A 23,238-nucleotide genomic window follows, 5' to 3' on the forward strand; every position below is an offset into this window, starting at 1 on the left:
AAGATGGTGACCCGTACGGGATTCGAACCCGTGTTACCGCCGTGAAAGGGCGGTGTCTTAACCGCTTGACCAACGGGCCCATTTACAAAAATAAAATGGCGGAGAAGGAGGGATTTGAACCCTCGCGCCGCTTACACGACCTACACCCTTAGCAGGGGCGCCTCTTCAGCCACTTGAGTACTTCTCCATTATGGCTCCACAGGTAGGATTCGAACCTACGACCGATCGGTTAACAGCCGATTGCTCTACCACTGAGCTACTGTGGAATAAGTGCTAATTTATATTAGCGACGATAAAAACTATACTATATTTAAAAGAAACTGTCAATAGTATCTAATCAATTTTAAAATAATATTTAACTGCTTTATGTAGCTCTCTAATACACTGTAAATTAAGTGACCTAAAATAAAATACCATGAACTTAGACTAGCGTCAACTGTTTTTTATAAATTGGCATAATCAATTCTCCCCTTGCATCGACTGCACCTATACCGTTCAATATTGATTCGTTTCTTCCTCTTATACAATTGACCACACTGTAAGCAATTATACAAATAAAACGACTTTCTTGCCGAAGGTAACATTTGACAATGTCTTGGCGAGCCCGTTTGCTGCAATAATGCTTTAAATTCTAAATCTCCATGCCGATACCCTTTCCCTTCAATATGAAGGTGATAATGACATAATTCATGCTTAATGATCCCAATAAGTTCTTTTTCACCCAATTCAACAAAATATTTGGGATTTATCTCAATTCGTCTTTCAGAAGGTAAGTATCTTCCCCCAGTAGTTCTTAAGCGTGAATTAAAGATCGCTTCATCAAAAAAAGGTTTGTTGAAATGATCCTGTGATAAACGCTCGACTAATTGTTGAAGATTCATATCATTCATTGTACAGTTCCCCATTTTTACTTTTCTCATATGCTATCATACCAGAGATTTAGTCAGGGAGGAATGAATATGCCGACTTGGTTAAAAAAACAGTTGAATTTTGCATTTAAACAAAAAGATATTAACCAAATTATTTTATTAAATCAATGTTGGTTTTTTTACCGTAGATAACCACCCTTAACATCCGCCACGAAATAGCGAGCAGAGAAACAACTATACTTAAACGGAAGGTAAAGGCGATTGTGTTTTAATTTACTCAACTTGCTAATCAGTATTGAACATTCGCCTTATTACACCGAATATCATTAAAGGCATCTTGGCGATGCCTTTAATCATTTAATCATTTTTCACCATGGTTAATGCGATCCGTTCTTTTTGTAAATCAACTTGATCAACCCAAACCGTAATAACATCACCGACCGATGCTATATCCATTGGATGCTTTACAAAACGATTTGACATTTTAGAAATGTGAACTAAGCCGTCTTGCTTAACCCCAATATCAACAAAAACACCGAAATCAACAACATTGCGCACGGTTCCTTGTAACTCCAAACCCGGCTTTAAGTCTTCCATTGTTAAAACGTTCTTCTTTAATAATGGTTTAGGCAAATCATCGCGCGGATCACGTTCGGGACTACTTAACGCTTTAATAATATCCTGTAGTGTCAACTGACCAATACCTAGCTCTTTTGCTACTTTATCAAGCTCAAGTGTGGCTAACTTGTCTTGCAATGCTTGTGTCCCTAAATCTGTTTTCGTGCACTCAATCATTTTCAGTAAGGTCACTGTCGCTTGATAACTCTCTGGGTGAATCGGTGTTCGATCTAAAGGTTCTTCTCCATCATTAATCCGCAAAAAACCAATACTCTGTTCATATGTTTTTTGTCCTAGGCGAGGTATATCTTTTAATTGTTTCCGCGAACTAAATTTCCCAATATCCTCACGTTGTTTGACGATGTTATTAGCAACAGCTTTGCTTAACCCTGATACATACTGCAGTAATGAGATTGAGGCTGTGTTTACATTAACACCGACTTTATTTACTGCTGTTTCCACGACAAATTTTAAAGATTCATTTAATCTTTTTTGACTCACATCATGTTGATATTGCCCAACGCCAATTGATTTCGGGTCTATCTTAACAAGTTCCGCTAATGGGTCTTGAACACGGCGTGCAATTGAAACAGCACTCCGCTCTTCTACCTGCAAATCCGGAAACTCTTCCCGGGCTAATTTTGATGCAGAATATACACTAGCACCTGCCTCATTAACGATGATATATGGTATCGTTAACTTTTCTTGCTCAATCACATTTGCAATAAATTGCTCTGTTTCACGAGAAGCTGTCCCGTTTCCAATCGCAATTAGCTCAATATTATACTGCTTAACATATGATCGAACCTTCGACGTTGCACCTTCAATATCATTCTTGGGTGCCGTCGGATAGATAACATCAACAGCGATCATACGCCCCGTTTCATTCACTATGGCCAACTTACAACCGGTACGAAAAGCAGGATCTACTGCTAAAATCATTTTTCCTTTTAAAGGCGGCTGCAATAAAAGATTCTTTAAATTTTTTGAAAAAATCTCAATCGCTTGTTCCTCGGCTGATTCCGTCAATGAAGCACGAACCTCTCGTTCTATTGCTGGTTGAATTAGGCGCTTATAGCTGTCTGCGATCGCCTCAGCTAAAAAGGCTTGGGCTGCTTCAGATGTGCTGTGGCGAATAATTTTGCGTTTTAAAAATGTTAATATCGTATCAAGCGGAGCATCAACACTCACTTTAAGTACATCTTCTTTTTCGCCACGATTCATGGCCAGAATACGATGGGCGACTATTGACTTAATCGCTTCCTCGTATTCATAATACATTTCATAGACACCCTTCTCATCATTGTCATTGCTTTTTCGTTTAACTTGGAGCTTTCCATGTGTAAACGTTTGTTTCCTGATGTAATCTCGATACGAGGCTTCGTCAGCAATCCATTCTGCTATAATGTCGTTGGCACCCGCTAAAACTTGATCAGTATCTAGTAACGCATTGTCTTCAGAAAGGTAGGCTTCTGCTTCTTTAGCTAAGTCTATGATCGATTGCTTCCAAATCAGCTCAGCTAATGGTTCCAATCCCTTTTCCTTTGCGATCGTCGCTTTCGTACGTCGCTTCTGTTTATATGGGCGATAGAAATCCTCAACTCGTTGTAATTGCTCTGCTGTTTCAATATTTTGTTTCAATTCAGGCGTTAGCTTACCTTGTTCATCTATCAGTCGAATAACTTCCTCTTTCCGTTGAGCCAGTTGAACGCCATATTGCCATTGATCTTCTATCTCTTTAATCTGAACTTCATCTAAACCACCCGTTTGTTCTTTACGATACCTAGCTATAAATGGAACAGTATTTCCTTCTTGCAATAAATGAATCACCTGTTTAACTGTTGCTGTATTTACTTTAACTCGGCTTGAAACGGTCTCAATAATATGTACTTGATTAACTTGGTCTTCCATACTGCATTCCTCCAACTTCCTAATACTTGACGCTTTAAAATGTTGACTGCATTGTTTGCCAGCGGTTTAATTGAATTTTATATTTTTCTAACGTATTTGATCTCAGCCCTTTAAGTATAGATGAAAAACAGACGACCTGTCCAATTGTCAATTAAGTTAACGATAATCTGACTAACATTTTAACCTTTAACATTAGAAGAACCCTATGATTCTTAATCAAATCATAGAGTTCTGGCTAATATTTTATAATAATTAAAGTCGTATCATCATCTCGTACTTGTTTCATCTTTTCAGCAAAAGCATAAGTAATATCTTGGACATCCTTTTGGCGAAATAAAGTGTGAGATAAATCTCTTGATACAATACCATCTGAAAATAAGGCAAACATGGTTCCTCTCTCTAATGGTTCCCTCACTTCTTTCATCGTTCGAGCGTAAACACCTAAATATCCTGACATCGGTATGTTGCGGCTTTTAATGGTATCTGAGGTAATGGTCATTAAACCAATATTGCCAATTGAAGCATAAGTGTAATAATGATCTTTAAAACTTATCTTTAGTACACCTAATACCACACCACGCTTACCTATTAAAGCTTGGTTACTCGCTTGTACAATTTGCTTAGTATCCATTAAGGGATTAGCCTCAATCACATGCATTACCGCTTGAGAAGACTCTTTAGCCAACTCACCACTACCAAGCCCATCGGCTAAAGCACAGATAAAAAAGTCATCATTTTCATAGTAATAATAACTATCCCCACAATAATAGTTACCTGCTTTAGCTTTTTGATAAACAGATATGTCAACATATTTCGTGTCTACCATTAGTCGTTAACCCCTATACCATCAGCCTGTAGAGCCTCTCTTAGCTTTAACAAAGCGCGTCGCTGTATACGAGAAACATGCATTTGAGAAATATCTAACAAATCCCCTGTTTCTTTTTGACTTTTATTTTCAAAATAAGTATATTGTAAAACTTTTTGTTCACGTTCAGATAAAATCGGTAATACTTTTTCTAATAACAAACGAATATCTGTTTTTTCAAACCCTTCATCCTGATTTCCAATTAAATCAAGAATAGAGACGGTGCTTCCATCAGAATCCGCTTCTATTTTTTTATCGACTGACAATGCCTTATAGCTTTGTCCCATTTCCATCGTTTCCAAAACTTCTTCCTCGCTCACATCTAAATGTTCAGCAATATCTTGCACAGATGGAGAACGTTGATTAACTGTTGTTAAATATTCAGTTGCCTTTTTAATCTTAGGACCTAATTCCTTAATACGGCGTGGAACATGGACACTCCATGTTTTATCACGAATAAATCGCTTTATCTCTCCGATAATAGTGGGAATTGCAAATGATTCAAACGATTTACCTAATGTCGGATCATACCTTCTGATCGCAGCTAATAATCCCAGCATCCCCACTTGGACAAGATCTTCATGAATTGAGCTATTCTTTGCATACTTTCTAGCTATCGAATGAACAAGATCTTGATACGTTAAGACGATCTTCTCTTGGATCTCTTCATCTTGCGGATTTTGCTGTAGGTGCTGTATCCATTGGTAAATCTCATCCCCACGTTTATTGTGTGGTTGAGATTTGGTCGTCATCTACGTCCACCTCATTTATGGAGAGATTTTTAGTCATTAAAACAATCACGCCATAATCATTTCTAATTTCTACCTTATCCATTAGCGCATCAATTAGAAATAACCCAAAGCCACCTTCTCTTAAGCTTTCTATTTCTTCATTCTGCTGATATGGGCCAGTACCAGCTTTTATTTCATTCAAATCAAAGCTGCCACCATGATCAGCGACCATAATTTCAAGGCGGTTTTGATAAATACCGAATCCAACTGTTACTTCCCCTTCTTCATTATCTTCATATGCGTGCGTGGTCGCATTGGTCATCGCTTCTGAGATGGCAACTTTCAAATCTTCAATCTCCTCATAAGTAAAGCCCATTCGATTAGCAATCCCTGATATACTAAGGCGAATAACACCTACGTATTCAGGCTTTGCCGGTAGTTTCATTTCAATAAAATCAAAGTGTTCCATTTAGTTCCCACCCCGCACTGTTGTATCAATCGTAATAATACTGTCCAAGCTCGTAATTTTAAATAAGCGATGAACACGATCTTGAAGTTGAATCAATTTAAGCGATGTCGAATGTTCCTTAGAGGATTTTAAGGCACTAATAAACACACCGAGACCTGTGCTATCCATATAATTCACCTTTTCTAAATCAACGATAATCTCTGTATTTGGTTGTTTCGTTAAAGGGAGTAACGCTTCTTTCAATACCGGAGCTGTGTATGCATCAATTTCTCCAGAAAGAACAAGTGTTGTCATATTATCCTGTTCAATCATTTCTACATCTAAATTGATATTCATGAATTTCCTTCCTTCCACCTAGTCAAAGTCAATTAGTTATGTATTCCCTAAAACAAAAAGACTAAACTTTTTTTCTAATAATGATCAAAGTAAAGTCATCTCTTAAATGAAAATCTTGTAAACGTTCAAAATATTTAAATACAGAGTCAACCGCTTCTTGAGCCGGTAAGTGAATATAATCCTTAATGACTTGAAGCACTTCGTCTCTTTCAATAAAACGATCGCCCACTCGACACTCTGTCACACCATCTGTGAGTAATATAATGCAATCATCTTTTTTTATATGGTTAACAAATTGTTGGTATGTGGTATGTTCTGTTGCACCTAATACGAGACCGCGCGCTTCGATCTCTTCAAACATACCCTCACTTGCATGATAATAAAACCCTGGCTCATGGCCAGCAGAGGCATAAGAGAATGTTTCACTCTCTGGATTATATAATCCATAAAACATCGTGATAAACATACTCGGATCAACATTTCGTTCCACCACACGATTTAAGTTTTCAAGAATCATACTCGGTTGCCGTTGATTCTCCGGGAAGCTATCCATAGAATATTTAATCATCGACATCGCAAGTGCTGCTGGAATCCCTTTGCCAATAACATCTGCTAAGGCAATACCGAGTGTTCCTTCTTTATCTGTCACGAAATGATAATAATCACCATTCATGCTGTTAGCAGGCACGCTGACTGCGCCAATTTCCAGACCTTTAATATCAGGTTTAACCGTAGAAAGTAATGTTTTTTGCATACTTGCTGCTACAGATATTTCAGATTCTAATTCTGATTGCTTCGCTCTTAGAAATTGGTATTCCTGTAAGGCTAATCCATATGAAATCATCGCTTCTAACAGAAAATTTAATGAGTCACTAACTTCTCTTGGCAACTCTGGATATAACTCTTTCAAAGCTTCGATGTGCACATGTATAATCTCTTCCGGCGAGATGTTATGTTGCACAGATAATTTACTAAATTGTTCGGCTTGATATAGGGCTGTTTCATCGTTTGTTAGTAAATATTCTTTTAATAGTTTGCGGTAATTCTCTAAATCAAGCTTAACTGATTCCATTAGCACACCCCTTAATCGATTATCTAACCCACTTTATCGCTTCAATTTCTGTCCCTTCACCACTATCCGAGCGAATTTCAAAATGGTCCATTAAGCGTTTTACCCCTGGCAAACCTGCACCAAGACCACCAGATGTAGAGTAGCCATCCTGCATAACTTGACTAATATCTCTGATGCCCGGCCCTTTGTCAACCGCTATAATCTTTAACCCTTTTTTATCTAGTTGATTGATGATTTCAAAGCAAACCTTACCCGTTCCTGCATATAAATAAATATTTCTTGCTAATTCAGATATCGCCGTAGCAATTCTTGCTTGGTCAACCGTTCCAAAACCCAGCTCTTTGGCATGTTCTCTTCCTAGTTGACGAGCACCTACAATGTCCCACTCTTTCCTAATATTAACGCAGGGATTGAAACCCATAATCATCCCTCCAGTTCCTGGCGAAGTTTAATCAACCCTTGCTCTAGGTCTAATGCTGTTTGCACATCTTGTAAATGTATACCTAGTTCAATCAGTGTCATAGCTACTGCAGGTTGAATACCAGTTAACACCACTTTAGCTCCCATCAAATCAGACATCGTTACGACATCTCCAAGGACTTTTGCTATAAAAGAGTCTATGATATCGACAGAGGTTAGATCAATGACGACACCTGTTGCTCCACTTTTATGAATTTTATTTAATAAATCCTCTTGAAATTGAATAGCTGTTTGATCATCCAAATCAATTTGGATTGAAATAAGCAAGTAATTATGGAGCTTTAAAATTGGGATCCGCATATCATCACTCCTTTTCTAATGATCCTATGATTTCTTGCACTTCCTTACTATGATCCTTCTCTTTAACGATTGACCTTCCTGTTATTGCCAATGCTGTTTCAAAGCCTTTTCTCAACGAAGACTTGGTTGGGAATTTGCCTAGATCAATCCCTAAATTAACAATGGTTTGGGCAATTTCAGGTCGAATACCTACCAATATACATGTTGAACCGATGAGTCGGACGGCTTCTGCAGCTTGAATAATATGGTGGGCAACCATTGTATCAACGACGGGTACACCGGTTATATCAATTAATACAACTTCGGAATTATGTTTTATTACACCCTCTAATAAATTCTCCATGATTAACTTAGCCCGCTCGGTATCAATCGTTCCGATCAATGGCATAATCGTTATATTGCGCATCACCGGAATAAGCGGTGCAGATAATTCTTGTAACGCCACACGCTGAAGGGATACGGTATGTTCCCAGCTCCCTGAATACTCATTGACCAATTTATTTATAATGGGATCAACCCAACTGTCGACTTTATCTAAGATAATTGAGAAAAAATCTGTATCAATTTTCTCACTTTGCGCAAGTACAAAATCGATGACAACACGACGAAAGGTATGTAATCCATCGGTCAGATAAGATAGCGGCCATCCTAAGTTAACAAGTCTTTCAGAAAAATCTTCTAAATCTTTCGTTAGCCCTTGCTCATCTAAACTATTAAAAATAACATTGACAAATTCCCTATTCGTACTTTGAAACAATTCTTCTGAGATCGTTGACGTATAATCATTTTTTCGTTTCTCAGAAACAAGCTCTAACCAATTTTTAATAATTACATCACTATTTTCCATAATAATTTTATTAACACGGTTCGGCAAAATAATGACCACCTTTTCATTTTTTTCGTGATAAATGTCTTCAATAAGATACAAATTTCGTTATGTATACCTCTTAATTTATCATTTTAAACAACAAATTACTACCCTGAGCGCCTCAAGATCAGCTAGCCTATATGAAAAGACAACAAAAGCGCTTGTTTAAGCAATTTACAAGCGCTTCTTATCTTTAATTTCAAATATTTGCTAAGCCTAAGCTAATTTCTAAGGCTTTGTCAATTTTGTCCATCATATGAATATCTAATTGAGTGATTTTATCTGTCAACCTTTGCTTATCAATCGTTCGAATCTGTTCCAATAAAATAACTGAATCCCTCTCAAACCCATATTTCTCAGCTTTTATTTCAACATGCGTTGGTAATTTCGCTTTTTGAATTTGGGCAGTGATAGCAGCAACGATAACAGTTGGACTAAAGCGGTTGCCAATATTATTTTGAATAACCAATACCGGACGAACCCCTCCTTGTTCTGAGCCAACAACTGGAGAAAGATCAGCGAAATAAACTTCGCCTCTTTTAACGATCAAAGCATCACACCCCGCTCACTAAGCGCTCTAGGGTAATTTCTGCCTCCTCTTCAGCTAAAAAAGATTCTGAAGCGATATTTAAATTAATCTTGGCCATTTCCATATAACCTCTTTGCATGGATTCACGGATATGTTGCTCTTTTCTCTCTTGCACGTAAGATTCTGTTGCTTGAATAATGATATCATTTAAGTTACTTTCTTCTTCTTTCATGAGACCATCCACCTCATTTAATAGGTTTTCTGGTAAACGCACAACAATTTCTTGCATGTTAGCTGACAAACCTTACACCTCCACCACAATTACAGCCGATTATTTTCGTCCCTTTTATCATATCATTGTCAAACCCACTTGCAAAGGCATATTTACTCGTTTTCTGAATTATTTTTAGAATAGTTAAATATTGTTAAACAAAGTAAGTTTGCCTTTTTCTGTGCTAGGTTAGTTATAATATCGAGGTAATCTTGACGTGAACAAGCAACTCACCTCATAATTGATCGTTCCCAAATGCTCTGCTACTTCTTCTAAACTTATTTGTTCGTTTCCTTGTTTACCAATAAACGTTACTTCTGTACCAATAGGATATGCACGATCTAGTTTAACCATACATTGATCCATACAAACACGCCCGACCAAAGGCATTCTTTTACCATCAACCAAAACATCTAACCCTTGCCATTTACGTTGAACCCCATCAGCATAACCGATCGGCAAAGTTCCAATCCATTCTTTCCCCTTTGTACGATAAGTAACACCATAACTTACACCTTCATCAGGATCAAGTTGCTTAACATGTGTTAACTGCGTCTGTAACGTTAGAGCTGGATAAAGCTCGAACGGGGGGTTTTTTTTCATGTACATCGAAGGATAAAGGCCGTACATACCAATACCAAATCGAACGGCATCAAACATGTCAGCACGATGACGCATCGCGGCCGCACTGTTACCAGTATGTATCACGAGACCTTCCGGATAATATAATTTCAACAATGCTAATTGCTGTTCGAAACGTTCGTTTTGTCGTTGATAATAATCGAGCTCTTGTTCATCAGCTGTAGCAAAATGGGTAAACACACCAGTTAGATGAATCGCTTGACGATCGATTTTTTCAATAAACGTGACGAGTTCCTCAGCGGTACGAATGCCTAATCGTCCCATGCCAGTATCTAATTTGATGTGGACCGATAAAGGTTTCTGTAAGTTTTGATTATAAAAAGCTTCCAACCAGCTTGTTTGAAAGATCGTTAACGTAATATCATGATCGATAGCCACTGAAGCATGTGCAGGCGAAACCCATCCCATCACAAGAATAGGTACATTAATGCCTGCCTTTCTTAATTTTACTGCTTCTTCTAGCAGAGCAACGGCTAAACGTGTTGCTCCAGCCTCTATAGCCGCTTGAGCAACTTGTACATCTCCATGTCCATAACCATTAGCTTTAACTACAGCAATAATTTCTGTCCGACGAGCTAATTGTTGTCTTAATTGCTTGATATTATCTTTTATAGCCGATAAATCAATAGAAAGCCATGATTGACGATAAACGGATGGCAACATCATCTCTTCCCCCAACATCATCTTATTGTAAACAATATTATTTATTCATTATCGTCTCTTCAACCCAACGTGTCAACAAAACGCAAACAACATTGCTTACCACTTTTAATTACCGGTTTAGGTACGACAGACAGAGCACACACGTTATTGTACTGTTTAATTTAGTGATTAATAATCGAGAAAGGCATTTTATCATTCTCCAGACAAAAATAAAAGCAGATCCATGAATGGTCTCTGCTTTCAATTTAATCATCACTTTTCCATTTGTATGGCCATTGATTGAGCGACTTCAAGCATTTCACTTTGGGTTAATTGCTCACTCGCAAGATAAAAGTCAACACCTTGTTCTGACCACATCAGAGATTGATCAGTCGCTGCACCAATAGTATTTCCAATATGAACTGGCGCCCCTGATGACAGTTCTGGCTCACGAACAGCTACCATCGCCGTTGTGTTTACTTCTTGAACAATCGTAAAGTCTTTCTCGCCTTGATAAGATAAAACAACTCGACGGCCATCTTCTAAATCAAATTCTGACGTATCGACAAGCTCACTTCCATGTACAATAGTTGGATAACTAATGGGAAAGTCCGCTTTTTCGAATTGACCTTCCAAAGCACTGACGGGAAGGCTGAATAAGCTACTCGTTAGATTTGCGTCTACTTCAAAGAAATCCGCTTCAAACTCCACGCCTAATTCAAACGGTTCAAAAGTGACTTCAACAACAACGTTATGATCACTATCGTATATTTTCACTAAATAAGGTGTTAATGTTTTTTGATCAAAATAGATTTCTTGTGTCGGTAATGATTGATTATGTTGATAATTCGTTTGTGTTTTAAATACATAATACTGATCTGTTACCGTGAATTCTGCTTGATTGTCATTGAGGACATCTGATACAAGTGAATGATACAAATACGGTTGACTCGTATTCGATGGCCAATCACTTTGGAATCTGAAACTTTTATCTAACGCTGGTGTTAAAACAAAGACACCATCATCATTTTTCAAGATAATTTGACTACCTTCTTCATCTTCTTGGTTATGCATGAGGACGCGATAATAATCGCCTGCTTGATAAGCCAAATCAATTTCATAATGTTGGGTCGTCTCTCCAGTTAACATCTCCATCGTTGCCTTTGTTTGATAGCTTGTTAACTCATTAATCGTTTTCTCCATATCTGCAGTTACTTTCTCTTGTGAAGCTTCACCACAACCCGATATAATGAAGATTGATAGAAGGACGAGTCCCATCCTGATCACTCTGTTCATCATTTCAGCTCCTTTAACTCTAGTCAGAGAAAAAGGGAATGAATGAACCGCTGTCTTATGTTAAGCATGTACGAAATGCTCGAGGAAGATGATCAATAACATCCGTGGCCAACAAATCCATGGTAGAATGTCGCTCACTAATAGCTATGTCCGCAGCAAGCCCGTGTATATAACAAGCATTTGCTAACCCTATTAAAGGAGCTTGCTCTTGCATCATTTGTGCTAAAATAATACCAGCAAGACAATCTCCACTGCCACCTTTAGCTAAACCCGGATTACCTGAAGTATTAATTATTTGACGCCCAAAAGGATCAGTTATAATAGTATACGCTCCTTTAAGCACCAAGTACACTTGATAGGTTTCCGAAAAGTTTTTAGCGATTTGAAAGGGATCTGCTTTAACATGCTCGACGGTTTGGTTAAGTAACATAGCCATCTCACCTGGATGAGGCGTCAACACGGTTGGTGAAGAGCGTTTCTTTAAATCATCTAATAAATCTTTGACAAAGTATAACCCATCTGCATCAATGATTAGTGGTTTATTTGTTTTCACCATAGCTTGTATAAGTTGTGAGGTCTGTTCAGAACGCCCCATCCCCATCCCAATAACCAATGCATCAAATCGATCAGCTAAACCTTGAACGTCAGTTTCAGATACACCGTTACCTACAGACCATTGTTCAAAGGTAGCCTCTGTTAAGTCATTGGCTACAATAGGCAAAGCTTCGTGAGATGTCGCAACAGTAACTAATCCTGAACCACCACGCAGGGCTGCCTTTGCCGTTAAGCGAACCGACCCAGGCATCGCCTTAGAACCTCCAATAACCAAGCCTTTTCCATAACTACCTTTGTGTCCATGCTTTGCCCGTTTAGGTAACGTCTTTCTTACTTTATCCAACGTCCACACCTGTTTAGCGTTAGCCGTTATTAGTGTTTTAGGTATCCCGATCTCTACCACTACCCAAACGCCATAATAGCTTGCATACTTCTCGATAAACGCGCTCGGTTTAGGTGCTTCAATGCAAATCGTCATATCTGCTTGGACAGCAAAAGGATCAAAAGCATCGGATTGAGCAGGTACACCACTAGGTAAATCAATAGCCACAACCTTGGCTTTTCCTTGATTGATTTGATTAATTAGCGTTCGGTATGGTTCTGTTAGTGGACCTTTGAAGCCAATGCCTAACATTGCATCAACTAAAAGATCCGCCTCATCAATAATTGCTTGGTAAGCTTGTTGACCATCTACACTATGGATCGGACAATCAAAACAAAGCAATCGAGCTTTATGCTTAGCAGCATCACCTTTTATTCGATCGTTAGCTACAGTTTGAACAACGTCAACACGATAACCACAATTAAGTAATGTGCGCGCTACTACAAAACCATCTCCACCATTGTTCCCACTGCCGACTAATACCACAATCTTCATCTCTGGAAATAGCTGATCAAACAATTGATTAACAATAGCTCGTCCGGCATTTTCCATTAAAAGCTCTCCAGGTATTCGATAATCCTCCATAGCTTTTCGATCAATTTCGTACATTTCCTCTGCGGTTACACTATTCATTTTGGTCCCTCCTACCCGCACTACACTATATGAGTTTGTCCGTTTAATTATGCCGACCGACTTCGTTTATCACAGATAAACGTCCGTAAACCATCCAAAACTAGAGTAGAATAAATCTATATAGGTCGGTAATAATGGACGCTAATGTCTTGGTTCACTCAACGACAATCAGCGGATGGGAAAGGTCGTAGACTAAAATCGCCACATCTTAAAACCACATCCTGTGGCAACGTCTACATGGCCTACATCCTGTAGCCCTCCGCTCACTGATCGATGTTTTATTTTATGTTTCTAAAATAACCTGAGCAACTGCATAGGCTTGACTATGTGAAATTGATATATGGCTTTTGAAATGATGCGCTTGCTTAAAAAGAATTTTGGGTTGACCACTAGCTTCAGGTAGAATACTAAGGTCGTGAAAACGCACTTTACCGATCCCTGTGCCATATGCTTTTACAAAGGCTTCTTTACCTGCAAAACGCCCTGCCAAGAACTCACATTTTTGCGCTTGTGTAAGCTTTTGTTTATATATAAGTTGCTCATCTAATGTTAATATTTTTTCAACAATTCTTGGATTACGTTTCATCAATGCGCGCATACGTTCAAGCTCAATTATATCAATACCTGTACCGACTATCATCATATCACCTTTTTTCATTCTATCCTTTTCTACAGTATAATATAGACGGATTAATAATGATATGATTTGTCAAAACAGACCGCTTTAAAGTATGATTCTAATTAAAGATATGAATAAGGAGATTAATTATGTTCTTTCGTAACGAGTCATTCAAAGATTTTATTCGCTTTTATCCAGTCGTCTCATTTATAGTTGGACTTCAAATGATTATTTGGCTATTGATGTTCTTTAATACAACACTTGGTGATACCATTTATGTATGGGGAGTCGGCTCAAATATTTTGGTAGGATTTGGTCAATATTGGCGTCTAATTACACCAATTTTTTTACATCATCCATTTGGCATTACCCATGTCCTGTTTAATTCTTTTTCCTTAATTATTTTTGGACCTGTACTCGAACAAATGCTTGGTAAATTCAAGTTTATTTCTGTTTATTTGTTTACTGGAATCATGGGAAATGTCTTCACTTACCTTGTCGATACAGATAGCCTTACTCAGCACCTTGGTGCATCTGGTGCAATATATGGATTGCTCGGACTTTTCATTTACATGAGCTTTTTCCGTCAAGATTTAATTGACCCTGCCAGTAAGCAAATTATTATTATCTTTAGTTTAATTGGTTTAGTTATGACTTTTCTTAGACCTGGGATTAATGAAGCTGCCCATTTGTTTGGGTTTATTGGTGGAATTGCACTTGGGCCAATTATATTAAGTCGTGTTCGGTCATTCTCTCCATGGCACCATCGTAGGCGTGTTGTTAAAGATAACGGCATACAATTCGATCCCAATCGCTGGAAAAAGAGACGATTTCGAGTTAATCCTAATATAAGTGCTTTAATTTGGTGGGTGATTGTTATCTTAGCCGTGTTAGGTGTGTTAAGTGGATTAATATTATAAACATTATTTCGTTTAATTTTTAACAGCGATCACATCTGAAAAAGCAGTAGAATCAGCGTTTTTTGATTATACATGCAAAAAGACCATTTCAACAGAAGTTAACAGCATTAACTTTGAAGAAATGGTCTTTTTATATCAATATAATTATCGCTTATTAGTTTGAACCACGTTTATTTTGGAATTTACGATTACGTCCTTGTGGTTTACCTTTTCTTGAGAATTGACGCTTATTATTATCGCCTTTACCACGATAATTTTTGCGGTTATCATTTTTATTTTTCGAGCGCTTGACACTAACGGGTTGAACCGAAGAGAGTGTAACCGGTGTATGGCGACGTTCTTTAGTCATCAACTTAAGCGCTGCTGCTACGATCGTTACGGAATCATGTTCCTCTAATAATTCGCTAGCAGTCTCACGGTACTCCTCCAATTGTGCGTTTGCAATCGTACGCGCTAACTTTTCCACTGTAATTTGTTGCTGTCCACGACGCGCTTCATCATAACTTGGTGCTTGCATCCGTTTCATTTTACTCTTTGTTACCTTCTCAATGAGATGTAAATGTGGTACTTCTCTAGGTGTAATAAATGAAATAGCAACACCTGTTTTTCCAGCACGGCCCGTCCGACCAATTCGATGAACATAGCTTTCTGGATCTTGAGGGATATCAAAGTTATAAACATGCGATACACCCGAAATATCCAATCCCCGCGCAGCAACGTCTGTTGCTACTAAAATTTCAATTCTGCTATTTTTAAATTTATTTAATACACTCATCCGTTTACCTTGGGTTAAATCACCATGGATACCTTCTGCCCGAAAACCACGTGCTTGCAAGCCTTCTGTCAGTTCATCAACACGTTTTTTCGTTCTACCAAAGATGATGGCTAACTCAGGAACATGAATATCTAATAAGTTGGTTAGTGAATCAAACTTTTGCTTTTCGTGTACCTCGATAAAGTTTTGATCAATGTTTGAAACCGTCATTTCTTTCGCTTTTACTTTAACTTCTTCTGGCGTACGCATTAAAGTTGTTGCAATATTGCGGATTTCTTTTGGCATCGTTGCTGAGAACAACAATGTTTGGCGCTCTTCTGGAATAGCCTTTAAAATATCGCGAATATCGTCAATAAAGCCCATATTTAACATCTCATCCGCTTCATCCAAAATGGCCGTATGGACTTGGCTGATGTTAATCGTTTTACGACGAATATGGTCAAGTAAACGTCCTGGCGTCGCAACAACAATATGAGGACCTTCTTTCAATGCACGAATTTGACGATCCATATGTTGTCCGCCATATACAGGTAATGTTCGAATACCTTTGAATTTAGCAAGACGATGAAGTTCCTCTGATACTTGAATCGCCAATTCACGTGTCGGTGCAACAACTAAACCTTGTATTTTACGTTGCTTTTTATCAATTTTCTCGATCATTGGAATTCCAAATGCAGCCGTCTTCCCTGTACCTGTCTGTGCTTGACCAATAACATCTTTTCCTTTTAATCCTAATGGGATAGTTTGTTCTTGAATCGGGGTTGCTTCTTCAAACCCCATTTTCTCCAATGCTTTCATAATCGGTTCTGAAATACCTAGTGATTGAAATGTTGTCAATTTCTACTCAAACTCCTTTTTCTGCTAAATCTCATCATGTGCGCGCGCCGACACGTTAATTATTTGACCTATACTTTAGTAGACAAAGTTCAACATTTTGCCTTGATGTAGAACTTCATTTTCTTAACTTATAATCAATAAAAGAATTGGCTATTTTGCAACATAGGCGCTTTTTTCCGTCCGTTTCATTATCAAACGTCCTAACTATTGATAGCCCAATTCAAACACCTATTGTTTAACGATATTGCCTATTGCATTCTTTATTCACCAAAGTTCTATTGGGAAATTAGTCAAATCAAAAACGATTAACTAATTAAAACCGCACGGAACTCTAGCTACTATTAACGTGAAAAAAGCCTTCCTCCACACATATGGAAGAGGCTTACTTACGAGCATTCAATGGATTATTATATCTTAACACACTATTGCAATTTATTCTAGCACTGTGTTTGTTCCTCCTTAACAGGAGTCAAAATCCATTACAAAAATTAAATACATTCATCCATTAAACAAGATAATTACTAATGTAAAATCAGCCTTATGTGCTTTGAATTGAACGGTTAATAGCAACCATTAACGTTGTTCAATTCACTGTCTCCTCTTCCAATTTATTTTATTGGCGCAACTTTGTTATTATCTTACCTTCTTACTTGCAAAAATATACTTAAATCATTACTATTAAGACAGATATTTAGTTCTCAATGCATAGTACGCTATCGTTGTTAATTATTCGAATCGTTCTAGAAATTCTACATAATTTAAAAAGAATAGGTGACAAAATGACTATCCAAATCATAACAGACAGTGGCGCCGACTTATCAAAAGCAATGCAGGACAAATGGCAGATTAAAGTGACTCCTTTATTTGTCCATTTTGGTGATCAACAATACCAATCAGAGCAACTATCTACTGCAAATTTTTTAGAAATGCTCGAGAAAAGCAAGCGCTTCCCAAGCTCATCAGCACCTGGACCTCATGAATACTACCAGGCCTTTAAAGCAATTCCAGGAGATCAATCGATTATCCATTTTAGTATATCAGCCGGTGTAAGTAGCGCTTATCACCATGCCGAAATGGGTAAAAATATGCTCTTAGAAGAAGAGCCTGACCGAGAAATTGCTATTATTAATACTAAATCCGCATCGACGGGCATGATTCTATTAATAAGTGAAACGGTAAAAAAGATAAACGAAGGCCTATCTTTTACTAATATTATTACCCATATTGAACAACGGATTAAACATTTGCATACTATATTTGTTTTGAAAACTTTAGATAATTTAATCCGTGGTGGACGTTTAGATAAAGTAAAAGGTGCTGTTGCTAAAACATTAAATGTTAAGCTTATTTTGCATGCAAGTACTGTGGGGAAGATAGAAGTACTAGAAAAAGTTCGTGGCCATAAAAAAGCTACTAGACGATTTATTGAAAGCATTGGAACATGCATGTCAAACACAGCACACAACACGTTAGTGTTAACACATTGCCACGCTCAAGAACGATTAGATGAATTTCTAACAAAAATAAACCAAGACTATCATTTTGAAAACATACTTACTGCAGAAACAGGTCCAGTCATATCTGCTCATGCGGGTCAAGGCGCGATCGTCATGTCTTTTTTTAGTGATCAACCTCGCGAACGATAAGAAAATCTTCACTCAGTAGATATTTTCGTTCTTATCCCACTGATTGATCGTTGAGTGATCAGGAGATTGGGCGTCCGTTACCCCCGTCTAATAAGATGAGTTTTACGCTCCATTTTAAGACAGACGTTTTACGGACGCTTATCCATGATAAAGTAAAGCTTGCTTTCATTTAAGGTTAGCTTTAACCACTCAAGTAGAAAGATTGTATGCTCTTTGTCTTTTAAAGCAGTACAAGCGTTTTTATTGTCTGGTTTCTGCGTTTGCTGAACCCATTACCTTTTCCTAAGATGGCAAAACAGATGGCTTAAAAGGCCGATCTGTTATTTTCCACTTCACAAACTTCACGCATTAAATAACTAAAAACAGCATTAATAACAACATCCTTATCATCACCTAAACAGATTAAATGTTTTGAATCTGCATAATAAATCACGTCAATATCAACGGGAATTTCCTTATCTAAATAGTGTGTTGTTTTATAAGGAACCACACCGTCTTGTATCCCTTGTAAAACAAGAACTGGGCAACTTATCGCCTGAAGTGAATCACGCGTCGCACGCATACATTTCAAAAACTCAACATAAGCTCGAGGTGGAATCGCACCTCTTTTATGCTTAAATTGTTGATAAGTAAAATTATCTTCAATTTCCCCCATGACACGGTCTTTTATCACTTGACTTGCTTCTAACGTCATTTTAATTAAGCTAAGATACTTCCTAGATGGCGACAGCATAACCAAACAATCCACTTGATACTTTGCCGCCAAATAACTTGCAATCATTCCACCCATCGAAAAACCAATTACGAAAATTGTAGTTGTCTTTTCCGCTAGCTCTTGATAGGCTTGTTCAGCTGCATCTAGCCAATCACTATAAGTAACAGTGTTTAATTGCAAATTCATTCCATGTCCTGGTAGCGTTGGCACACTTAACACCCAATCCGTTTGTTCGCTTAAATAATTAGTTAATGGCGCGATCTCGTGAGGGCCACCAGTAAATCCATGTATACATAAACATCCAATAATAGCGCTCACCCTTTCATAAATTAACATTAGCTTAAGTCTCGAGAGAAATATCGCTCCCAACACAAGATAAAACGAACCTTCAATCCGTGGAGGTGTTCGTTCTTTATCCACTGATTACTCGTTGAGCGAATCAGAACGCATCCGTTATCCGTGATATATTATGACTAAGTTTTAATGTGATTTCGCTTGGTCTATCTGAAAACATGCCATGAGGGTATAACAATAGTCTTGCCATTTGATGACAAGACTATGTCTTTATCTTACCCCTTTAAAAAATGAACCAATACCTTTAACAATCGGTGTGAATTGTTGGTAAGTATTAGCTACTTGACCAGCTGTGTTCAATACTTTATCAAAATCTAACTGCCCTTCATTATTTTGAAAGTACCCCATAACCCCCTTATTCGATTGCGGCTGCTGTCCCATCGCCGTACCTTGTTGTGGAATTGGCCAATTATTATGTGCGTAATAAGGTGTGTTTAAGAACGGTGGAAATGATTGCTGGTTTCCTGGTAATTGAGGCGGAAGCCCCTTCGGTTGAACAGGTTGCGGATAGTTATAGTATGGCACACGATAATTTGGCGGATACTCTGAACGTCTTGATCGCATTAGAAAACACCCCTATTCAATAATCTGAGCTAAAATAGTATATGCTCTTTGCGATTCATTCGTTCATACTCTATTGCGTTGAATTAATTGCTCAATTTTCTTCTTTTGAAAACCTAATATCTTTTTGTCGTTAATAATGATAGCAGGCGTCGCATAAATCTTTAGGCGTTGGAGTTCTTTCAAATAAGCTTTATGCTCACTTATATTTTTCTTTTCATAATTAACCGCCATGTCATCTAGCAAGCGGATTACTTTATCTGATTCTTCACATTGGTTACTGACATAAACGACAATGCGTTCCACTGACATAACAATTACACCCCTCTCTGCCTATGATGACTGACCATGCTGCTAAACCACTAATTTGAAAGTGATAACCTTTATCCTAGGCGTAAATACCCAGTAAAGCTACTACTTCTATACCCTCTAGATTAATTGCTAAACATCATTTTATGTTAATATTTCATACTATCCATAGTGAGAGAATACGGAACTGTACATATTGCATTTGATAGCAACAAATCCTTTGGCGATAGGACAGCGGCCCTATTAATTGGGTCACAAATTGTCTGTTTTATAGATAGATCAAGAAAGAAATTTATCCCTTTTTTTCATTATCCAAGCAAAAAACACCCATCAAATCGCTACTCACATTTGATGGGTGTGACTTAACTAGCCTTTATACAGCTTTCTTTTTCTAATCTTCTTGCACGTATATTAAAGCATCCTTCCCTGTGGCGCCTGTACTAACACGAACGACGTCTTGAATCGAGGAAATGAATATTTTCCCATCACCTATGTGTCCCGTATACAAGGCGCGTTGGATCGCCTGTAACATGACTTCAGTTGAGATCGTACTAACAATTGTTTCAAGCTTAATTTTCGGCAAGAAGTGGGATTCAACCTCTATCCCTCGATAGAAGGATTTGTGACCCTTTTGGACGCCAAATCCTGTTACATTAGCAACATTTAGACCGGAAACACCGATTTCATTAAGCTCTTGCGTTAAGCGCTCTAATCGATCGGGGCTAGTCAGAATTTCAAAACGCCTAATCGGGGCAATTTCAGGTACAGGGTTTGCGTGCGCTAAATCTTTGACATCAAGCTCAAGCTGGACCTTGTCAACAGCCTTCGAACCTGACGAGTTAAGCGCTACTTTTTTCGGCACCTTACCTACATTTATTGTTGATAAACTACCATAGCGATTAGGTAACCTATAAATACTACTGTCCAGTCCAAAAGACTCCTCTTCCTCTGAAACACGTAAGCCCATCATAATATCGATAACCTTAAGGATTAGTACTGCGGCAACAGCAGCGATACCCATTAAAATAAAACTTGTTAGTAATTGGTTAAAGAGCTGTAAGAACCCAGCACTCCATCCACCTTCGGGGAACAAAGCAGTCAAACCAAGAGCTAGCAAACCACCCACGCCATGTACTGTAATCAAGCCGATCGGATCGTCGATCTTAAGCTTCTTATCGATCCAACTAATAACATAGACGACAAGTGCTCCACTAAGTAAGCCACCACCGACCGCTCCGAATAAAGACAGCTCTGAACCAACAGTTGAAGCAACAACAATCCCCATTAGTAAACCATTATAAATAAGTGACATGTCAAAGCGTTTGAAATAGAAATAACAACAGGAAGATGTGCTTATAAAACTAATTGATGGGATAAGAAAAAAATTATAGACAAGACGACCAAGTTGTTCAGCGTTAGCCAAAGTGTCACTCCAGAGTATCATCAAGGCAAGTAAGCCCCACCCCAACCAAGCAAATACGACACCTATTGATGCAAGGAAAAGGGATTGACTAGGTAGTGCCTGGACGCGATTATGATTATATTTACCTAACCTTGGACCAACAATCCATGCACTTACACCAGCAACGACACCCATGGTTAGATGAACCGTACCGAGACCACTAGTGTCACGAAAGCCGAGTTGCGCCAGCCAACCTGAGGCACTGGTCCATCGCTGTAATAATGGCCATAGCAAGCCACCTACTAGCAAGCTAATAATTAAGTAAGTAACAGGTTTGGCTCTTTCATCAATGGCAGAGGAAGCTATAACGGCAGCAATTACGACTAAGGCTATACTTCCAAAAAACGAACCCATGTGCTCACCGATTGAGCCAAGTGATTGGTAAGTAGCTACGCTGTTATCCCCAGACAATAAACCGGAGCCAACTAAAACAAATGCTATGCTAGCAGTAATTGTTACTAACAGCTTGTGGAACGCTGAACTACTATTATTTTTATCAGTTGTGTAGGCAATGGTAAAAAAGATAAATGCTAAAAGGATGCTGAACATACCAGCTATCGGCAATACGACCAAACTAATCACTCCTCTTTAAAATGCTATCGGCCATTACACGGTAAGTACCTGCTGCAAACGTTCTGCCTTCTGTTTATAATGGTTGACTTCATCTTTATGGCAGTAGACAAAGTGCTTGTCGGTAATCTCAAATAATCCTACATTGGGATCATTTTGATCATAGGTGAATTTTGCTTCATCGTAAACGATGCGCTGACGATTACGCTCAGATTCCGGGTCAGGCTCCGGTATCGCAGAAAGCAACGATTCTGTGTAAGGATGTAAAGGAACGTGATAAATATCTTCTGATGTGGCGAGCTCAAGGATCTTACCTCGATTCATGACGGCAATACGATCACTAATGTATTTAACCATAGACAGATCGTGCGCGATAAACAAATAAGTTAGGTTACCTTCTTGTTTAAGCTGACGCATAAGATTGACAATTTGCGCCTGAATTGAGACATCCAATGCTGATATTGCTTCATCAGCAATAATAAATTTGGGTTTTAATGCTAATGCTCGTGCAATCCCAATCCGCTGACACTGTCCTCCAGAGAATTCCTTTGGATAACGATTAGCAAAGCCTTTACTTAACCCCACTTGCTCCAGAAGGTTATAAACGACCTGATCTCTTTCCTTACGATTCTTTACAAGCTTATGCACCTCTAACGGTCCACCAATGATATCCTTTACTGTCATTTTCGGATTTAGAGAGGCGTACGGATCTTGAAAAATCATTTGAATGTTTTTTCGAAAGGCTAGCAAATCTTGACGACTTCTTTTATTTTGAATCGATTCACCTAGAAAAATAACCTGACCATCCGTCATGTCTTCTAGCTTCATTAAGAGCTTTCCAGTCGTCGACTTCCCACTACCTGATTCGCCTACTAAGCCAAATGTTTCACCTTCATAAATATCAAAGCTAATATGATCGACAGCACGAACCTCATTAGCTTTACCAGCGTTATAAGTTTTTTTAAGATTTTTAATTTGCATAATTGGATTTTTATTCATCG

General features: G+C 38.2%; 25 protein-coding genes and 3 tRNA genes. 3 read left to right on the forward strand and 25 right to left on the reverse strand.

Going from position 1 to position 23,238, the window contains the following annotated elements; translation table 11 throughout:
* Positions 1-4: 4 nt before the first annotated feature.
* The 4 genes from B494_RS0118055 to B494_RS0118070 form a co-directional block, all read right to left on the reverse strand.
* Positions 5-79: transfer RNA gene (locus tag B494_RS0118055), tRNA-Glu, on the reverse strand.
* A gap of 17 nt (positions 80-96) precedes the next feature.
* Positions 97-187, reverse strand: a tRNA-Ser gene (locus B494_RS0118060).
* 4 nt (positions 188-191) lie between these two features.
* A tRNA-Asn gene (locus tag B494_RS0118065) sits at positions 192-266 on the reverse strand.
* A 177-nt stretch (positions 267-443) separates the two neighbouring features.
* A complete protein-coding gene (locus B494_RS0118070; RefSeq protein WP_017473782.1) occupies positions 444-890 on the reverse strand; it encodes a SprT family protein in 447 nt (148 codons plus the stop codon).
* A gap of 69 nt (positions 891-959) precedes the next feature.
* Here B494_RS0118070 and cmpA point away from each other — a divergent pair, with 69 nt between their 5' ends.
* Entirely contained in the window at positions 960-1,061 is a 102-nt protein-coding gene (gene cmpA / locus B494_RS20720; RefSeq protein WP_017473783.1) for a cortex morphogenetic protein CmpA, read from the forward strand.
* 165 nt (positions 1,062-1,226) lie between these two features.
* On the opposite strand, the gene B494_RS0118080 is transcribed toward cmpA, so the two are convergent.
* From B494_RS0118080 to acpS, 15 genes are all read right to left on the reverse strand, one after another.
* Positions 1,227-3,398 (reverse strand): Tex family protein, encoded by a 2,172-nt coding sequence (locus tag B494_RS0118080; protein ID WP_017473784.1) that lies wholly within the window; start codon positions 3,396-3,398, stop codon positions 1,227-1,229.
* Between the two features lie 235 nt (positions 3,399-3,633).
* Entirely contained in the window at positions 3,634-4,224 is a 591-nt protein-coding gene (locus B494_RS0118085; RefSeq protein ID WP_017473785.1) for a SpoIIE family protein phosphatase, read from the reverse strand.
* A complete protein-coding gene (sigB, locus tag B494_RS0118090) occupies positions 4,224-5,015 on the reverse strand; it encodes an RNA polymerase sigma factor SigB (protein WP_017473786.1) in 792 nt (263 codons plus the stop codon). The genes B494_RS0118085 and sigB overlap by 1 nt, the downstream gene beginning before the upstream one ends.
* Positions 4,987-5,463, reverse strand: a complete 477-nt coding sequence (rsbW, locus tag B494_RS0118095; RefSeq protein WP_017473787.1) for an anti-sigma B factor RsbW — start codon at positions 5,461-5,463, stop codon at positions 4,987-4,989. Before rsbW ends, sigB begins: the two co-directional genes overlap by 29 nt.
* Complete coding sequence (locus B494_RS0118100; RefSeq protein WP_017473788.1) at positions 5,464-5,799, reverse strand: STAS domain-containing protein; 336 nt, start codon at positions 5,797-5,799, stop codon at positions 5,464-5,466.
* Between the two features lie 61 nt (positions 5,800-5,860).
* Positions 5,861-6,871: a PP2C family protein-serine/threonine phosphatase gene (locus B494_RS0118105; RefSeq protein ID WP_017473789.1), complete on the reverse strand. Its 1,011-nt coding sequence runs from the start codon at positions 6,869-6,871 to the stop codon at positions 5,861-5,863.
* 19 nt (positions 6,872-6,890) lie between these two features.
* Positions 6,891-7,292 (reverse strand): anti-sigma regulatory factor, encoded by a 402-nt coding sequence (locus B494_RS0118110; protein ID WP_017473790.1) that lies wholly within the window; start codon positions 7,290-7,292, stop codon positions 6,891-6,893.
* A 2-nt stretch (positions 7,293-7,294) separates the two neighbouring features.
* Entirely contained in the window at positions 7,295-7,651 is a 357-nt protein-coding gene (locus tag B494_RS0118115) for an STAS domain-containing protein (RefSeq protein ID WP_017473791.1), read from the reverse strand.
* Between the two features lie 4 nt (positions 7,652-7,655).
* A complete protein-coding gene (locus B494_RS0118120) occupies positions 7,656-8,525 on the reverse strand; it encodes an RsbT co-antagonist protein RsbRA (protein WP_026065324.1) in 870 nt (289 codons plus the stop codon).
* A gap of 193 nt (positions 8,526-8,718) precedes the next feature.
* On the reverse strand, positions 8,719-9,069 hold the full coding sequence (locus tag B494_RS0118125; protein WP_017473793.1) for a type II toxin-antitoxin system PemK/MazF family toxin: 351 nt from the start codon (positions 9,067-9,069) through the stop codon (positions 8,719-8,721).
* A 4-nt stretch (positions 9,070-9,073) separates the two neighbouring features.
* The gene (locus tag B494_RS0118130) at positions 9,074-9,337 is read right to left on the reverse strand and encodes a CopG family ribbon-helix-helix protein (protein WP_033193738.1); all 264 of its coding nucleotides are present in this window, start codon (positions 9,335-9,337) and stop codon (positions 9,074-9,076) included.
* 171 nt (positions 9,338-9,508) lie between these two features.
* Positions 9,509-10,624 (reverse strand): alanine racemase, encoded by a 1,116-nt coding sequence (alr, locus tag B494_RS0118135; RefSeq protein ID WP_017473795.1) that lies wholly within the window; start codon positions 10,622-10,624, stop codon positions 9,509-9,511.
* A 252-nt stretch (positions 10,625-10,876) separates the two neighbouring features.
* A complete protein-coding gene (locus tag B494_RS0118140) occupies positions 10,877-11,899 on the reverse strand; it encodes a LolA family protein (protein ID WP_017473796.1) in 1,023 nt (340 codons plus the stop codon).
* A gap of 55 nt (positions 11,900-11,954) precedes the next feature.
* Positions 11,955-13,469, reverse strand: coding sequence for a bifunctional ADP-dependent NAD(P)H-hydrate dehydratase/NAD(P)H-hydrate epimerase (locus tag B494_RS0118145; protein WP_017473797.1), 1,515 nt, complete (start codon positions 13,467-13,469; stop codon positions 11,955-11,957).
* Between the two features lie 283 nt (positions 13,470-13,752).
* On the reverse strand, positions 13,753-14,127 hold the full coding sequence (acpS, locus tag B494_RS0118150) for a holo-ACP synthase (protein WP_017473798.1): 375 nt from the start codon (positions 14,125-14,127) through the stop codon (positions 13,753-13,755).
* Between the two features lie 110 nt (positions 14,128-14,237).
* On the opposite strand from acpS, the gene B494_RS0118155 reads away from it, so the two are divergent.
* The gene (locus B494_RS0118155; RefSeq protein WP_017473799.1) at positions 14,238-15,008 is read left to right on the forward strand and encodes a rhomboid family intramembrane serine protease; all 771 of its coding nucleotides are present in this window, start codon (positions 14,238-14,240) and stop codon (positions 15,006-15,008) included.
* 154 nt (positions 15,009-15,162) lie between these two features.
* Here the strand turns inward: B494_RS0118155 and cshA are convergent, their stop codons facing one another.
* Positions 15,163-16,620, reverse strand: coding sequence for a degradosome RNA helicase CshA (gene cshA, locus B494_RS0118160; RefSeq protein ID WP_017473800.1), 1,458 nt, complete (start codon positions 16,618-16,620; stop codon positions 15,163-15,165).
* 779 nt (positions 16,621-17,399) lie between these two features.
* On the opposite strand from cshA, the gene B494_RS0118165 reads away from it, so the two are divergent.
* On the forward strand, positions 17,400-18,266 hold the full coding sequence (locus B494_RS0118165) for a DegV family protein (RefSeq protein ID WP_017473801.1): 867 nt from the start codon (positions 17,400-17,402) through the stop codon (positions 18,264-18,266).
* 304 nt (positions 18,267-18,570) lie between these two features.
* Here B494_RS0118165 and B494_RS0118170 read toward each other — a convergent pair whose 3' ends face one another.
* From B494_RS0118170 to B494_RS0118190, 5 genes are all read right to left on the reverse strand, one after another.
* A complete protein-coding gene (locus B494_RS0118170; RefSeq protein WP_017473802.1) occupies positions 18,571-19,401 on the reverse strand; it encodes an alpha/beta hydrolase in 831 nt (276 codons plus the stop codon).
* Between the two features lie 144 nt (positions 19,402-19,545).
* A complete protein-coding gene (locus tag B494_RS19770) occupies positions 19,546-19,899 on the reverse strand; it encodes a YppG family protein (RefSeq protein WP_017473803.1) in 354 nt (117 codons plus the stop codon).
* A gap of 63 nt (positions 19,900-19,962) precedes the next feature.
* Positions 19,963-20,208, reverse strand: a complete 246-nt coding sequence (locus B494_RS0118180; protein WP_017473804.1) for a glutaredoxin family protein — start codon at positions 20,206-20,208, stop codon at positions 19,963-19,965.
* Positions 20,209-20,596: 388 nt separating this feature from the next.
* Positions 20,597-22,240 (reverse strand): ammonium transporter, encoded by a 1,644-nt coding sequence (locus tag B494_RS0118185; RefSeq protein ID WP_017473805.1) that lies wholly within the window; start codon positions 22,238-22,240, stop codon positions 20,597-20,599.
* Between the two features lie 33 nt (positions 22,241-22,273).
* Positions 22,274-23,236 (reverse strand): ABC transporter ATP-binding protein, encoded by a 963-nt coding sequence (locus tag B494_RS0118190; RefSeq protein WP_017473806.1) that lies wholly within the window; start codon positions 23,234-23,236, stop codon positions 22,274-22,276.
* Positions 23,237-23,238 lie beyond the last annotated feature (2 nt).

This window comes from Amphibacillus jilinensis Y1 (genome assembly GCF_000306965.1).
GTDB classification, from domain to species: Bacteria; Bacillota; Bacilli; order Bacillales; family Amphibacillaceae; genus Amphibacillus_C; species Amphibacillus_C jilinensis.

What these genes read in the sequence shown, in the direction of transcription:
- B494_RS0118190 (WP_017473806.1), bottom strand. Translation starts at nt 23,236, where the DNA reads ATGAATAAAAATCCAATTATGCAAATTAAAAATCTTAAAAAAACTTAT.
- rsbW (WP_017473787.1), bottom strand. Translation starts at nt 5,463, where the DNA reads ATGGAACACTTTGATTTTATTGAAATGAAACTACCGGCAAAGCCTGAA.
- B494_RS0118140 (WP_017473796.1), bottom strand. Translation starts at nt 11,899, where the DNA reads ATGAACAGAGTGATCAGGATGGGACTCGTCCTTCTATCAATCTTCATT.
- B494_RS0118085 (WP_017473785.1), bottom strand. Translation starts at nt 4,224, where the DNA reads ATGGTAGACACGAAATATGTTGACATATCTGTTTATCAAAAAGCTAAA.
- B494_RS0118100 (WP_017473788.1), bottom strand. Translation starts at nt 5,799, where the DNA reads ATGAATATCAATTTAGATGTAGAAATGATTGAACAGGATAATATGACA.
- acpS (WP_017473798.1), bottom strand. Translation starts at nt 14,127, where the DNA reads ATGAAAAAAGGTGATATGATGATAGTCGGTACAGGTATTGATATAATT.
- B494_RS0118105 (WP_017473789.1), bottom strand. Translation starts at nt 6,871, where the DNA reads ATGGAATCAGTTAAGCTTGATTTAGAGAATTACCGCAAACTATTAAAA.
- B494_RS0118115 (WP_017473791.1), bottom strand. Translation starts at nt 7,651, where the DNA reads ATGCGGATCCCAATTTTAAAGCTCCATAATTACTTGCTTATTTCAATC.
- sigB (WP_017473786.1), bottom strand. Translation starts at nt 5,015, where the DNA reads ATGACGACCAAATCTCAACCACACAATAAACGTGGGGATGAGATTTAC.
- cmpA (WP_017473783.1), top strand. Translation starts at nt 960, where the DNA reads ATGCCGACTTGGTTAAAAAAACAGTTGAATTTTGCATTTAAACAAAAA.
- B494_RS0118165 (WP_017473801.1), top strand. Translation starts at nt 17,400, where the DNA reads ATGACTATCCAAATCATAACAGACAGTGGCGCCGACTTATCAAAAGCA.
- B494_RS0118130 (WP_033193738.1), bottom strand. Translation starts at nt 9,337, where the DNA reads ATGCAAGAAATTGTTGTGCGTTTACCAGAAAACCTATTAAATGAGGTG.
- B494_RS0118155 (WP_017473799.1), top strand. Translation starts at nt 14,238, where the DNA reads ATGTTCTTTCGTAACGAGTCATTCAAAGATTTTATTCGCTTTTATCCA.
- B494_RS0118080 (WP_017473784.1), bottom strand. Translation starts at nt 3,398, where the DNA reads ATGGAAGACCAAGTTAATCAAGTACATATTATTGAGACCGTTTCAAGC.
- B494_RS0118110 (WP_017473790.1), bottom strand. Translation starts at nt 7,292, where the DNA reads ATGGGTTTCAATCCCTGCGTTAATATTAGGAAAGAGTGGGACATTGTA.
- B494_RS0118145 (WP_017473797.1), bottom strand. Translation starts at nt 13,469, where the DNA reads ATGAATAGTGTAACCGCAGAGGAAATGTACGAAATTGATCGAAAAGCT.
- B494_RS0118070 (WP_017473782.1), bottom strand. Translation starts at nt 890, where the DNA reads ATGAATGATATGAATCTTCAACAATTAGTCGAGCGTTTATCACAGGAT.
- alr (WP_017473795.1), bottom strand. Translation starts at nt 10,624, where the DNA reads ATGTTGCCATCCGTTTATCGTCAATCATGGCTTTCTATTGATTTATCG.
- B494_RS0118180 (WP_017473804.1), bottom strand. Translation starts at nt 20,208, where the DNA reads ATGTCAGTGGAACGCATTGTCGTTTATGTCAGTAACCAATGTGAAGAA.
- B494_RS19770 (WP_017473803.1), bottom strand. Translation starts at nt 19,899, where the DNA reads ATGCGATCAAGACGTTCAGAGTATCCGCCAAATTATCGTGTGCCATAC.